General features: G+C 41.2%; 14 protein-coding genes. 11 read left to right on the forward strand and 3 right to left on the reverse strand.

Features of this window, described 5'->3' with window-relative positions; all coding sequences use genetic code 11:
• The first annotated feature begins 2 nt into the window (after window positions 1-2).
• The 6 genes from GQY27_RS09870 (at window position 3) to GQY27_RS09890 (ending at window position 4,625) form a co-directional block, all read left to right on the forward strand.
• The gene (locus GQY27_RS09870) at window positions 3-1,169 is read left to right on the forward strand and encodes a DUF4317 domain-containing protein (RefSeq protein ID WP_160033793.1); all 1,167 of its coding nucleotides are present in this window, start codon (window positions 3-5) and stop codon (window positions 1,167-1,169) included.
• A gap of 195 nt (window positions 1,170-1,364) precedes the next feature.
• Window positions 1,365-1,880 carry a DUF4241 domain-containing protein gene (locus GQY27_RS09875; RefSeq protein ID WP_160033795.1) on the forward strand — a complete coding sequence of 172 codons (516 nt, stop codon included), beginning with the start codon at window positions 1,365-1,367 and terminating at the stop codon, window positions 1,878-1,880.
• A gap of 14 nt (window positions 1,881-1,894) precedes the next feature.
• Window positions 1,895-1,981 carry a tRNase toxin domain-containing protein gene (locus GQY27_RS22165; protein WP_527250287.1) on the forward strand — a complete coding sequence of 29 codons (87 nt, stop codon included), beginning with the start codon at window positions 1,895-1,897 and terminating at the stop codon, window positions 1,979-1,981.
• Between the two features lie 5 nt (window positions 1,982-1,986).
• Window positions 1,987-2,493 (forward strand): Cdi1I family immunity protein, encoded by a 507-nt coding sequence (locus GQY27_RS09880; protein WP_236570544.1) that lies wholly within the window; start codon window positions 1,987-1,989, stop codon window positions 2,491-2,493.
• Window positions 2,494-2,874: 381 nt separating this feature from the next.
• A complete protein-coding gene (locus GQY27_RS09885; protein WP_160033799.1) occupies window positions 2,875-4,107 on the forward strand; it encodes a cation:proton antiporter in 1,233 nt (410 codons plus the stop codon).
• Window positions 4,108-4,136: 29 nt separating this feature from the next.
• The gene (locus GQY27_RS09890; RefSeq protein WP_160033801.1) at window positions 4,137-4,625 is read left to right on the forward strand and encodes a cation:proton antiporter regulatory subunit; all 489 of its coding nucleotides are present in this window, start codon (window positions 4,137-4,139) and stop codon (window positions 4,623-4,625) included.
• 154 nt (window positions 4,626-4,779) lie between these two features.
• Here the strand turns inward: GQY27_RS09890 and GQY27_RS09895 are convergent, their stop codons facing one another.
• Complete coding sequence (locus GQY27_RS09895; protein ID WP_160033803.1) at window positions 4,780-5,721, reverse strand: helix-turn-helix domain-containing protein; 942 nt, start codon at window positions 5,719-5,721, stop codon at window positions 4,780-4,782.
• A 226-nt stretch (window positions 5,722-5,947) separates the two neighbouring features.
• On the opposite strand from GQY27_RS09895, the gene GQY27_RS09900 reads away from it, so the two are divergent.
• Together GQY27_RS09900 and gnpA are read left to right on the forward strand one after the other, a co-directional pair.
• Entirely contained in the window at window positions 5,948-6,967 is a 1,020-nt protein-coding gene (locus GQY27_RS09900; protein WP_160033805.1) for a glycoside hydrolase family 88/105 protein, read from the forward strand.
• Window positions 6,968-6,979: 12 nt separating this feature from the next.
• Window positions 6,980-9,163 carry a 1,3-beta-galactosyl-N-acetylhexosamine phosphorylase gene (gene gnpA / locus GQY27_RS09905; protein ID WP_160033807.1) on the forward strand — a complete coding sequence of 728 codons (2,184 nt, stop codon included), beginning with the start codon at window positions 6,980-6,982 and terminating at the stop codon, window positions 9,161-9,163.
• A 138-nt stretch (window positions 9,164-9,301) separates the two neighbouring features.
• Here the strand turns inward: gnpA and scfB are convergent, their stop codons facing one another.
• Together scfB and scfA are read right to left on the reverse strand one after the other, a co-directional pair.
• A complete protein-coding gene (gene scfB, locus GQY27_RS09910; RefSeq protein ID WP_160033809.1) occupies window positions 9,302-10,693 on the reverse strand; it encodes a thioether cross-link-forming SCIFF peptide maturase in 1,392 nt (463 codons plus the stop codon).
• Between the two features lie 18 nt (window positions 10,694-10,711).
• The gene (gene scfA / locus GQY27_RS09915; protein ID WP_160033811.1) at window positions 10,712-10,861 is read right to left on the reverse strand and encodes a six-cysteine ranthipeptide SCIFF; all 150 of its coding nucleotides are present in this window, start codon (window positions 10,859-10,861) and stop codon (window positions 10,712-10,714) included.
• Between the two features lie 210 nt (window positions 10,862-11,071).
• On the opposite strand from scfA, the gene GQY27_RS09920 reads away from it, so the two are divergent.
• The 3 genes from GQY27_RS09920 to GQY27_RS09930 all read left to right on the forward strand — a co-directional run bounded on the left by GQY27_RS09920 (window position 11,072) and on the right by GQY27_RS09930 (window position 14,111).
• On the forward strand, window positions 11,072-11,689 hold the full coding sequence (locus GQY27_RS09920; RefSeq protein WP_160033813.1) for a sugar O-acetyltransferase: 618 nt from the start codon (window positions 11,072-11,074) through the stop codon (window positions 11,687-11,689).
• A 295-nt stretch (window positions 11,690-11,984) separates the two neighbouring features.
• Entirely contained in the window at window positions 11,985-13,535 is a 1,551-nt protein-coding gene (locus GQY27_RS09925) for an acetamidase/formamidase family protein (protein ID WP_160033815.1), read from the forward strand.
• A gap of 102 nt (window positions 13,536-13,637) precedes the next feature.
• On the forward strand, window positions 13,638-14,111 hold the full coding sequence (locus tag GQY27_RS09930; RefSeq protein ID WP_160033817.1) for a hypothetical protein: 474 nt from the start codon (window positions 13,638-13,640) through the stop codon (window positions 14,109-14,111).
• Window positions 14,112-14,190: the final 79 nt, after the last annotated feature.

Raw genomic sequence — 14,190 nt, forward strand, 5'->3', positions numbered from 1 at the left:
CCATGAACAAGAAAGAAGTCGCGCACATACGCAAGCAGTTTAAGATGGATCATGATTTACTGAATATTTACGATATTCTTAACGTGTACATTATGAAGGAAACAAACGAAGTATATCACTGGGAGCGGAATCCTTTTGAATTAGTGGAGCGTGAGAAACAGGAGCTGCACATGGGCAATTTTAAAAAACTGCTCACTGGTGAATTAGATCAGAAATTATTCGAACTTAAGTTTCAAGAAGAAGCAGAAGAACCGGCGCAGGTGCTGTTGCACCAAGCTTTAGTAACAGGTGATCCCGAAGAATGGCAGGACCTTATGCTCCTGCTCGTAGATAAAATGTTGGTGGATGCCAAATATGAACGGGATACCGTAATTACGTTCGTGCGTGGACAGTATTACTTGCCGACCAAAGCCAGAAATGAAGAGGCTGAGGAAAGTGGGAAGGATGAAGTGTTTGCACATCCATTTATTCTATGCAGCGTGAATTCCACGGAGAAGCAGAAGAAGACTCTCTTATTTGACTATGTAGAGAGAGAATATAAGTACAATGTGAATGTAGATCCGATTATCAAGCTCAGTTCGCCGGAGCAAGGGTTCTTTTACCCAAGTGTGACGGACAACTACTCTGATGTGAACCGGATTCTATATTGTACGGGGAAATCAAACTTTCCTGATCCACATTTCATCGAACAGGTCTTAACTGCCGAAAGGTCTGTGACGGCGCTGGAAGAGAGAGCAATCTTCGAAGATATCGTGAAGGAAGTGGCGGGTGAAGAACTGGATGCTTCTACCATCGCACAGGTGTACGAGGAGATTCAGTATGTGATTGAAACGAACGAGGAGGAGGAAGAACCTCCGAAGCTGGATTATAAAGATTTAGAACGTGTCCTGACGGTAAGTGGAGTAGAGAACGTGACGCCCGAGAAAGTGGAACGGGCTTTTGAAACGATTATTGATGATAGGAACTATGAGCTGAAAGCAAGCAGCGTCATGCCGAAATATACTACAAAATCGATTAAAATCGATACCAAGGTAGCCACGATTTCAGTCAGCCCGCAGGATTTAAAGTATGTGAAACAGGTGAATTTTCAAGGGAAACGATGTATCATGATTGAGGTCGATGAAGATGTTGTAATTGAAGGTTTTACGCTTAGTACGGAGACGTTATAGAATCAGGTTCACAGTATTTGATTTTAGATTAACGGCATGAGTAATTCCAAGTTATGCTTTAAATAAATTTTTGAAAAATAACGGAGCTCCCTCACGAGGTTGCTTCGTTTTTTCGTCTATATCGGAAGGAAATATTAAGGAGGAAGATTATGTTAGAATAAGATCAACAAATTGCAATTATTGGAGGTAATCTTCTTGATCATTCAATTAGGTAAATTCGAAGTGAATTCTGGGCAACTGGTTGTCGCTGACCCTTGTTATGAACTAGATACCAATACCGTTATCATGGGTGTGTTAGAGCTTGCTGCGAATGGTCCTTGGATCGCGGAAGTAGAGAAGGTAGAAATTCCAGATTGGGGTGAAGCTAACGCTAAATTGACGGCTTATCATGAGTCGGTTGCCGAACAGGGAGCATTCCTAGAGTGGATTAAGTGTCCATTCGTGGTTGGAGTGGTTAGTGGACAGGCTGGGATTTTTGATAGTAACCATTACCGAATTCCTGATGAGGCTAATCACAGCGGTAATAATGATTCGGACAGCGAATGGTATTTAGCCTGTTGTGATATCACCGACAATGGGGAAGAAGCGGGTGTCCTGACGGGTGGCGTTGTATCTCGTACCGGTATGGGTGATGGTGCTTACGGTGTGTATATGGCAGTGAATGGGCAGAGTCAGGTAGTTGGTGTGAAGATTGTATTTATTAAGAATTAACTCTGTACTAACGAATCACATTCCTAGAAAAGAAATTAACTGATGGTCGGGGAGTAAGACTAAATAAAGACGGAACATTTAAGGGGTTTATTGACCAATAGAGGGAGTGGTTCGTTTGGAAAACGTTGAAATTATACTAGAGGACTTCCGAAAAGATGAGTTAGATAAGTTAATTTCTGATGAACTTAATATTGACTTAGTAGAGGTGAAGTCCTCCCATTTCTTTGACAACAAAAGTGGAACAGATATTGAATTTCATCAAATCAAAAGTTTCAGGGACGCACTTTCACCAATTGGAACGGGAAATGTTTTTCTGAAACAAGTGGAAATAGGATGTAGTTTAAAAGATGTGCTAATAATATTTTCCTTTGATGAAGAAATTGGAGATATTACATTTAATTTTTCCGAGAATGAGCTATACGAGGGCAAGAGTTCTGATGTAAGGCTGAACGTCAAAAAAATATTAGAAACTCTAGTAGATCTAAAAGAAAAATTTAATATTCCAAATATCAGGATCGGTTTTGAGCCTGCATCTGACGATGATACTTGCTTAGTGAAAATTGGTCAGGAAATAGTTGATTTTGAGAGTGCCGTAGAACGTATTTTGAGCTAACAATCCGAGATTTTGAAGGACATACACACACTATTGAGATTCTTTTATTGGTGGGGCTACCCAGTGCCGACTGAACCCATCAATCAACCTATAATGCATTTAGAGAAGTACTGGATATCCATATAATGATGATAAACTTTCAAAGCTCAAATTTTGAATTTTTGACATTTGAAGGTTTCTATGCAGGATAGATCTGGAACATATAGCATATTTATAGACAAACAAGGATTCTGCTTAATGCAGGGTCTTTTTTTATAGACCGATTTCAGCTCCCGAAAAAAAGTTTACAAAAGTTCACCAATTTATAAAATCGGTGGAAAATTTAATGCTATAATGGAAGTTGGTCTGCTGAAAATGTACATAGGAGGGAGATGAAGTTGTATGGACCATATGATTTTCGAAGTTGGAACCGCTTTATTACTTATTGCGATCTTTTCACTGATTGCAGGTAAATTCAAGTTTTCAATCATACCCTTTTTAATTGTTTTGGGGATGTTAGTTGGGCCGCACGCCCCGACGCTGGGTTTGATTGATTTGACCTTCATTGAAAGCAATGAAGTGATCACATTTTTAGGACGGATCGGGGTTCTGTTTTTATTATTTTATATAGGACTCGAGTTTTCCGTATCTAAATTAATTAAATCAGGCCGCAATATTGTGTTTGGTGGAACGGTATATGTTCTGATCAATTTTATTATTGGTTTAGCCTACGGTTTCATGGTCGATTTTCCGTTATATGAAACGTTAATTATTGCAGGGATGTTATCTGTATCCTCTACGGCCATAGTGGCAAAAGTACTCGTTGATTTCAGACGGACAGGTAACTCTGAAACAGAGCTCATCCTGGGTATGATTTTGTTTGATGATTTGTTCCTCGCTGTTTTCCTATCCGTGATGTCTGGTTTACTATTAGGGGGAGCAACGTCCATTGGCGGTATTCTGCTATCTGTAGCACTCTCGATGGGGTATATGTTGCTGTTCTTCGTCATCGCAAGAAAAGGGACGCCTTTGCTAAATAAGCTGCTGAATATTACATCCAATGAAATATTCATTATCGTTGTATTCTCACTTTTGTTCTTTATCGCTGGTTTTTCCGAGACTCTGCATGTAGCAGAAGCAATCGGGGCTCTATTATTTGGGCTAGCTCTATCGGAAACAACCCACAGTAAGAGGATCGAGCAGCTCGTGGTTCCGTTCCGAGATTTCTTTGGTGCTATCTTCTTCTTTAGCTTTGGTCTAAGTATTGATCCGTTAACACTGGGTGATGCTGCTTGGATCGCCGTTGGAGCTGTTGTGTTAACCATGATAGGGAATATTCTAGCAGGAATGATCGCTGGACGAAATGCGGGACTATCTCATAAAGCTTCGACCAATATTGGTCTTACGGTGATGGCTCGGGGAGAGTTCACGATCATTGTAGCTAATTTAGGTATATCAGCTGGATTGTTACCGATTTTAAAACCATTTTCGGCATTATACGTGTTAATATTGGCCATTCTTGGACCACTACTAGCGAAAGAATCAAAACATATCTATAATGGCTTAAATAAACTGTTTAGATGGAACCAAGTAAAGGAAAAACCGAAAGAGGAAAAATGGAACGAAACCATCTGATCTTGTTTAAATAATGGAGGTATACAAATATGGGAACTATAAGAGAATCTGATCTTCCTGGAATAGGAAAAAAGTATCAACTGGAAGCAAATTCAGGCAGCAAGATCGTGGTAGTCATCCATAATGATGGAAGAAGAGAGCTTTATCATTTTTTAGATGAGGATCCAGATGAGTGCATCTCTCAAGTAAGCTTGGATGATGAAGAGTCCAGACAGATTGCTTCGATTATTGGAGGCATGCAGTACAAACCTAAGGCACTTGATACGGTTCAAGTGACGCTTGATGAACTTGTCATTGAATGGTGCAAAATAGAACCGCATTTTAAAAGCATTAATAAAACGATCGAGGAATTACATGTTAGAGCTCGCACTGGTGCAACGATCCTTGCTATTGTAGAGAAGGGGAAACAAAAGATTAATCCTGGGCCGCAAGATAGAATTATGCTAGGGATGACGCTTGTTGTAGCCGGAGAGAGAAAACAAATTAAGCAGCTGAATGATCTGTTGTTAGAAGGGTAACAACAAAGGTTCGGTTGCCTTGATACAAAAAGTCGGTATACACCAGCTAATACCGTCTTAATGAACGACAAAAGACGCTTGGGATTCAATCCCTAGAAGCGTCTTTATTTTGTTTATTTTCATTCATTTACTTCTCTTACTTCCTCCCATCCGGCTATATCCACCCCGTAAACTCCAGTATAGATGCATTCGCAGATTGCGCTTCCAATTGCACCCCTTTACGCCACTGTTTAGGAGACATCCCCATAAGCTTGGAAAAGCACCGATTAAAGCTGGATATGGATTGAAATCCAACTTGCTCAGATATAGACAAAATGGAATCATTCGTCAGTTTTAATTGCTTGCAGGCTTCTTCAATTCGGGTGCTGTTTAGAAAATCGAGTGGAGACGTTCCCATCATTTCATGGAACTTTCTGCGGAAGTGTGTTGGGCTTAAATGGCATAAATCAGCCAGAAAATCAATAGTGATCGGTCTCATATAGTTTTTCGTAATATATTCTAGAACCGGTGAAATAACAAAATCACCTTTTACATTTTGCTCGATTTCTTGATCTGCCAAGGGGGTATGCATGGAGTGAATTCTAAGGAGTTCAATATATAAGGATAATAATAAACCGTAGGCACTTTCTCGGTAGTGAGTATTCTGCTGTTTTAGTTCTTCTACGACCGACGTTGCAAGGGTGTGAACCTTCGGATGGTTCTCTTTGTTTACTATGCAGTTCATTCCTTTTAGCATCTGAAGGTTGGGTTCGAAGTTGTGGTATGTACCTTTAAATGAATACCTAAAGAGGTCTTCCGGTGAAAAGAAGAGATAGGACCAGCGGCTGGCTGTATTTGGTGAACTATACGTCGTATGAGGAAGATACCTCGGAATAAAGGTTACATCGCCGGCTTGAAAAGGGACAGACTCTCCTTTGATCTCCATAAAGCCGCTATCTGAATGACAAATACCTATCTCCAAATGGTTATGAAAATGGAGATGATCGCTTTTGATGTCGGAAATCTTCCAGCGTTCACCGCTTAAGAGCAAGATCGGAAAGTTAAGAGGCAAGCTGTAGTGACGGTATTCAATGACCGGTTTCTTTTTTCTGGGCATACTCCATACTCCCATTCCGTTGATTTGTGCCTAGTATAGGATAACATTATGTCAAATTCAACCTTATATATGTTATAAATGGTTGGATTTGCGTAGTTTTGATTTGAATATGCTTAGATATAGCCCGTAAAGCGAATTACAATAGTATTATTAAAGCGCTTCCATTAGTGTGTCGGATCGCTCTCAATCACCATTTAAAATATGTATGAACGAGAGGAGAATACAGATGCTTCAATTAAATTATGACAGGGAAGAAATCGTAGGGATCATCGACAAAGTCGTCAAAAAAACAATGGCGATGGACTTAACTTGGGACTGGCCTTGCGGTGTGGCCTATTATGGGGTATCCAGAGCCTATCAAACAACAGGAAATAAAGAGTATCTGAATATGCTGATCCAGTGGGCAGATGAATATATCGAGCTTGGCCTGCCGCATTGGACGGTGAACACCTGTGCTATGGGGCATATGCTGATTACATTGTATGAAGAAACAGGGGATCAGAAATATTGGGATATTGTGATGAGCAAGGTGGATTATCTCCAGAACCATGCGCTTAGATTCGGTGATAACGTTCTGCAGCATACCGTATCGGCTAATAATGATTTTCCGGAACAGGCTTGGGCAGATACCTTGTTTATGGCGGCATTTTTCCTGCTCCGTGTAGGAACCAAATTGAAAGATGAGGCAATGATCCAGGATGCCCTAAATCAATATTACTGGCATATCAAATACCTGCAAGATCCTATCACCGGTTTTTGGTACCACGGCTATAACCATGTCAATCAGGATCATATGTCCGGATTTTTCTGGGGAAGAGCAAATGCTTGGGGAGCTTATACGATGTCGCAAGTGAAAATGCTTTTGAAAGATTGGTATTTGTATCCTCAGTGCATGGATGTGGAGTGTTCGCTTCGAGATCAACTTGCAGGGATAAAGCTTGTCCAGACAGAGAATGGATTGTGGCGAACAATACTTGATGATGTGGAATCTTATGAAGAAGTGTCTGCCTCTTGCGGTATTGCGGCTGCGATGATCAATAACGGCAATCCGCTGCATACCAAATATGTGCAAAAAGCGCTGAAAGGTGTCCTAGACCATATTACTGAAGATGGACGAGTACTCGGTGTATCAGGTGGTACAGCAGTGATGAAAGACCGGGAAGGGTATCGCAATATTCCAAAAGACTGGATTCAAGGCTGGGGCCAAGGCCTCGCACTTTCTTTTCTATCCGATATGCTTACATAGGAGGAATTAATCTTGTCTAAAAAAACAACGGGATCCTTTACTCTGCCAGGAGAATCAGGTTATGAGGCACTGACACTGCAGTTAGCAGAGCGGTGGGGTGCGGATGTAATCCGTGATAGTGACGGTACGAAATTATCCGATGAGATTATTAACGCGGGATACGGTATTTATTCTACGATTTGTATCATTAGAGATCATAACGAATGGGCAAGCGAGAATCTGGATAAGCTGCAGCAGTGTTTTTTAATTACAAATCCGAAGGTCGCTGTACAAGATTATATCTCGATCTATCTAATGGAGGACTTCTTTGACGAGCAGTTCCGAGTTAATGACTCCAAAGAGGCGCTGAAGTACTGGCAGGTGTATGACCGAACAACTGGGGAAGAAGTGCCCAGAGAACAATGGAACTATGAAAGAGAATCAGGAAATGTAGTCATCAGCGGAATTACTCCATGGCATAAATACACAGTGAGCTTCATGGTCTACCGGATCTGGGAAGAGATCTCCATGTACAATCACACAACGAATCACTGGGACAAAGAACATTTGATGCAGATCGATCCGATGTATGCGGACACGCAAAAGTATCTGCTGGAGTGGATGGAAGCTTGGTGCGAGCAGCATAAGGAGACAACCGTTGTTCGGTTTACCTCTTTATTTTATAATTTCGCCTGGATTTGGGGCAGTAATGAACGCAATCGCCATCTGTTCACGGACTGGGGATCCTATGATTTTACGGTAAGTTCAAAAGCACTGGATCTTTTTGAAAAGAAATATGGATATTCGCTAACGGCCGAAGATTTTGTGAATGGCGGAAAATATCGCGTCAGTCATATCCCAGCGGAGCAGCGAAAGCTGGACTATATGGCATTTATCAATGATTTTGTCATCGATTTCGGAAAGCAATTAATTGATATTGTCCATAAGCATGATAAGCTTGCGTATGTTTTTTACGATGACAGCTGGGTGGGGATGGAGCCGTACAATGACCCCTTTCAGGAATTCGGTTTTGATGGGATGATTAAATGTGTATTCTCTGGTTATGAAGCAAGGCTTTGTTCCGGTGTGAAAGTAGATACGCATGAGATACGGCTTCATCCTTATCTTTTCCCTGTTGGTTTAGGCGGGCTTCCTACCTTTATGGAGGGCGGAGAGCCTACACTTGATGCGAAAAAGTATTGGATCAATATCCGGCGCGCTTTGCTGCGTGAGCCGATTGACCGGATTGGACTGGGCGGATATTTACATCTGGTAGAGCCATACCCCGATTTTTGTGATTACATTGAGAAGATTGCGAATGAATTCAGAGAGATTAAAGAGCTGCACGATAAAGGAAAACCGTATCATATCAAGACAAAGGTAGCTGTTCTGCATAGCTGGGGCAAGCTGAGAGCCTGGACATTGTCTGGACATTTCCACGAAACGTATATGCACGATTTGATTCATATCAATGAAGCACTATCGGGGCTGCCGATTGAAGTTCAGTTCATTGATTTTGAAGATATCCGTCTGGGTGCTTTGCAGGACTGTGATGTAGTTATTAATGCGGGATCTGCCGGTTCAGCTTGGAGCGGCGGAGATCATTGGAATGATCACAAGTGTGTGGACTTACTGACAAAGTGGGTGTATGAGGGCGGTACTTTTATTGGAGTTAATCAGCCATCGGCAGTGGAAGGGTACGACACCTTTTTCAGAATGTCACATGTTCTCGGTGTAGATGAGGATACCGGTGCAAGGGTGGCTCATGGAAAATGGGCATATGAGGCTTCGGACGAGTATGGATTAGTACCTGAAGGAGCAAGTATAGCACCAAAGAATAACATTTATCTTACGGATGGATCAGCTGCAGTCGTGAGTGAAGTGAGTGGAATGTTGACGCTGTCTACTCATGTCTTCGGAAAAGGCAAAGGGATTTACCTTCCTTCTTTCGAATTCAGCTTAGAAAACACAAGATTACTGCTGAACATCATACGTTTTGCAGGTGATGAGTTACATGAAACAAAATATATTACAGATAACTTATATACAGAGTGTGCTTATTATCCAGAAAGTAACATATTAGTTGTGATTAATAACAGTGATGAGGTTCAAAGAACAACGATCGATACGGAGTATGGAAAACAAACCGTGGAACTTGAGCCGTATGACACGGTAATAAAAACGATTGGTGAATTGATAATTAATAAAACAGACTAAAGGATATCTGAAAGTTTAATTAGCTAATGCAAATCAAGGTAAAAATACGTTGTCATGTTATAAACAGAGAAAGTACACCACATATAAGTGTGATGTACTTTCTTATCTTTTCTTACATGTTAAGGAAAAGAGATAACTTTAAGAGTCACTTTCCATTGCTCTCATCGACTCAGCAACCTTCACCATCATGGAGCATTCCACACGCTTACGGAAGACGTCACAGCTAAAGTCATAGGTGCCGTTGATCGAACCTGTTGCATGCAGAGCATTAGCAGGGCAGCCGCCGCTGCAATAAAGTTTCGCCCAGCAATCTTTGCATTCCGGTTTTGAGTAACAGTTACTCTCCTTGAATTGACACTGCAGATCCGTCTGTGTGATCCCATCCCACAGATTGCCCATGCTGTAATCTTCATCTCCGACGAACTGATGACAAGGGAACAGCTCGCCCCATGGCGTTACCGCAAGATATTCTGTTCCCGAACCGCATCCCGTAATTCTTTTCTGGATACAAGGTCCTTCGGAGAGGTCCAGCATGTAATGATAGAATGTGAAGCCTTCTCCTTGTTCGTCACGCTTGATCATTTCTTTAGCGAGAATTTCATACTGGTTATAAATCTCTGGGAGATCTTTTTCAGTTAGTGCGTAAGGCTCCCGTGGATCACAGATAACCGGCTCCATCGAGATTTTATCAAAACCAAGGTCCGCGATATGAAAAATATCATTTGTGAAATCCACATTATTCCCCGTGTAGGTTCCCCGCACATAGTATTCTTGGTCTCCGCGCTTTTGAACGAATTCTTGGAACTTCGGCACAATATGGTCATAACTGCCTTTTCCATTCACCGTTGTACGCAGCCGGTCATGAACTTCTTTTCTACCATCCAGACTAAGTACCACGTTGTACATTTCCTGATTTAAAAATTCGGTAACTTCATCGTTCAGCAGCATGCCGTTTGTCGTAAAAGTGAAGCGGAATTTTTTCTTATATTCTTTTTCTTTGCTTCTGGCATAAGCAACAATCTGTTTAACGACTTTCCAGGCCATAAGCGGTTCGCCGCCGAAGAAATCAATGTCTAGGTTCCGGTGATGACCTGAATTCTCTAGAAGGAAATCGATCGCTTTTTGTCCAACCTCATAGCTCATGATTGCCCGGTTGCCGTTATATTTCCCTTGACTCGCGAAGCAGTAATCACATGATAGATTGCAGGTATGTGCAACATTGAGGCACAGCGCTTTCACATATGTTTTACGATTTCTTAAATCCATAGAAAGATTCTCATACGGATCGCTTGTAAAGAGCTGGCCTGTTTCTTTGAGTTCCTCAACAGCTGCGATCGTATCGCGAATATCTTTCTCCGTAATGTCTGCGTCTTGCTTATATTCTTCAAGCATCAACTTCAGAATGTCTTCTGGGGGTGTCTGCTCATAGAGTCCAATAATTTTATATGCCAGATCATCAACAACATGCACCGAACCGCTGTAGGTATCGAGCGCGATATTGTATCCGTTCAGTTGATATTGATGAATCATTCTTAGTAATCAAGCTCCTTACTTGTTCATTGGGTTTTCACAACGCTGGTTAGCAACCCCGCAAGAAGTCTTGCAAGCGGATTGGCAAGAAGTTTGGCAAGCACCGCATCCGCCGTATTTTTCTGTATCCATTAGTCTGCGAGTACTTAGTGTTACAATTCTTTTCATCCTGATAACTCCCCTGTCTTAAATTCATTTCAAAAGTAACAAAATGATATGTACTTCAATGAGTTATGGTATCTATAACCAAGGAGGTATAGCAATCAAATAGATCACACTTGGGATAACTTTAGAAGATTTCTAGAAAAAGTTGTAATGATCCTGCTATTCAAGATAAGCTTATCCAGAGTACATATTCACCAAGAAAGGCGTGATCATATGAATATATATGAAAAAATGCATTCAGGCGAAATTTATAGCTGCACCGATGAAGAGTTGATGAATAAACAAATGAAATGCTTAGAAAAGCTCTATGATTTTAATGCAACGCGTCCATCTGAAGGAGAAAAGCGCCAAGCGCTTTTGAAAGAGATGTTTGCTGAAATTGGAGATGACTGCTATATTGAGCCTCCGTTTCATGCCAATTGGGGTGGAAAGCATGTGCATTTTGGAAGCAATGTGTATGCTAACTTTAATCTGACGATGGTAGATGATACGCATATCTATGTCGGGGATTATACAATGTTTGGCCCAAATGTGACGGTTGCTACCGGAGGTCATCCCGTTCTGCCCGAGCTGCGTGAGCCTGTAACCCAGTTCAACATCCCCGTTCATATCGGCAGGAATGTATGGATTGGTGCAGGTGCTGTGATTCTTCCAGGCGTAAAGATTGGTGATAACACAGTGATCGGTGCAGGCAGTGTGGTAACCAAGGATATTCCAGCGAGTGTGGTTGCCGTGGGGAATCCATGCCGTGTGCTTCGCGAAATCAATGAGCATGACAAGGAGTACTATTATAAAGACAGAAAAATAAATATAAAAATGGATACCGTTTAGTAAAAACGAATAAGAAATTATCAATAAGAGAAGTCGCCAATAGGGCGGCTTTTTTGTTGTCTTACGATTAGTATTTCTAGGATCAATCCACATTTTAGATAAGCCCACATCCTCATATTTCCGACTCTTAATCACTTCCTTCATGCTTAGAACCATCGAAAACAAAGTAATTGATCAAATATTAAATTCAACCTAATAAAAATGTTTATATTGTTCATGGAAAAACCGTTTGCTATAATCAATCCCATATTAAGTAAGAAAAAGTAACATATACTAAATATTGAGGGGATGAATTATGAAAAAACGTAATTTATGCAAATTTTATGTTGCCTTATCCATGTTTCTTTTGGTGAATCCGAGTTATGGAGTTAGTAATGCTAACGCAGATAAGGTGGGTAGCCTCCCTAAAACTCACTATCTCGCAGCAAATGCAGATAATATCCGCTGGGGGAACATCGGAGTAGGCAAGCCTGTCCTTACCGTAAACTCAGGAGATATTGTTACTGTCGAGGCAGTGACCCATCATTCGGGGGACGATTATGAACGAATGATTCAAGGGGATGAAGGAGTAGAGGATATTTTTCATTGGACTGAGAATGAGAAAAAGGAGTCGGATCGCGGACCGGGCGTACATATTATGACAGGGCCAATTGCTGTCGAAGGAGCAGAGCCTGGAGATGTACTTGAAGTCAAGATACTCGATATGAGGCTGCGTCCAAATGGGAATGAGCAGTATGCAGGTAAAACGTATGGTGCCAATGTTGCCGCCAACTGGGGGTACTTATATGGTGAGATGATTGAAGAACCAATGAAGCGTGAAGTGGTAACGATCTATGAGATGGACACAAGCGGGGGAGTAGATTACGCAAAGGCACTGTATAATTTCAAATGGACTCCTCAGACCGATCCAAATGGAAAGGTACATTCGACAATTGACTATCCGGGTGTGATTGTTGATCATGATACGATTGATAAAAATAATAATGTGCTGAAAGACATCCAAATTCCGGTGAAGCTCCACTTTGGAACGATGAGTGTAGCACCAAAAGAAGCGGATATTGTGGATTCGGTTCCTCCTTCTTATTATGGCGGGAATATTGATGATTGGCGTATCACCGAAGGGGCTACGATGTACTATCCAATCTCCGTTCCCGGAGCATTACTTTCTATAGGTGACCCACATGCGGGGCAAGGAGACTCTGAACTGAATGGAACAGCCATTGAGACTTCGGTAACTGGCGATATCCAAGTTATTCTTCATAAAAAGTCATCACTGAACAAAAAGTTGAGTGGACTTAACTTTCCATTACTTGAAAATGAGAATGAGTGGGTTGTACATGGATTTAGCTATGCGAATTACTTAGAAGAGCTAGGGGAAAATGCTCAAGAGGACATTTATAACAATTCATCTATCGACAAAGCGATGAAAGATGCAGCGCTTAAAACTAAGGCTTTCCTGATGAAAGGGATGAACTTAACCGAAGATGAAGCCTATTCATTAATGTCGGTATCCACCGATTTTGGTATAACTCAAGTCGTTGACGGTAACTGGGGCGTTCATGCTGTGATAGGAAAGAAAATGTTCGGCGACTCTGAACGAAAATTAATGCGACTGCGTGACAGTTTTGATCAATTCGGAGCAGAATTGGACTGGGAGCCTAGAGCGAAAAAGATTTCAATTACCTATAACGGGAACACGCTGACTGCAGTAATAGGAGAAACGACAGCTGAATATAATGGAGAAGTTATAAAGTTAATTGCACCTATTGAGATGATTGATAATCAGGCTCAAGTTAGTGAGTATTTTGTTAGCTTCTATAAAGCGAAAATGTCCATCAAGATGTGAACGAAAACCGCTGTGTTACTGTATATTTGAAGGAATGATCGGCTCAACCGGGAATAATATAATTATCTAAGAAAGTTTCTTTCACCAAGAAGGAGGGGGGGCATGCGTCAGTCTATTATCATCCTGCTCTGCTGTACATTGCTTGTAGTAACGGGATGTGCTCCTAGTAAAGAAATTCGTAGCGATAAAGTGAAAGAGTTTAAAGAACGTATGCTGTTTACCTATGAAAATATAGAAGAGCTGTCCATCCTGTTTACGGAGACGACAATGGTATTTCGTTATCAGATAAATAATGAGGAAGAAAAGGGACAAATTTTCGAGGAAAGTCGCAATTTTTTTCTAAGCAGTGAAGTTCAGGAAGGAATCGTAAAGGGAATGTTTGTAAAAGAGCATGCTGACCGAAATTTTTCATATCCAGATGTGGAAATTTCTTTTTCACTAGGCAGCAAGCAGTTGACTGATTTCAAGTATACGGCGAGCTACTATGGTTCGAATACGGATCCGGCCGTCGTTGATCATTATGACACTTGGTATTATTTCAATAGAGAAGGTGAAGTAGCGCAGGTAAAAGAATAGGAAAACGCGTAAGAAGCTACTCGTATGGAGCAGCTTCTTACGCGTTTTTAGAGTTAAAAGTATAAATTTAGATGCATTC

It is taken from the genome of Paenibacillus sp. An7 (assembly GCF_009870785.1).
In the GTDB taxonomy this organism is placed as follows: Bacteria; Bacillota; Bacilli; order Paenibacillales; family Paenibacillaceae; genus Paenibacillus.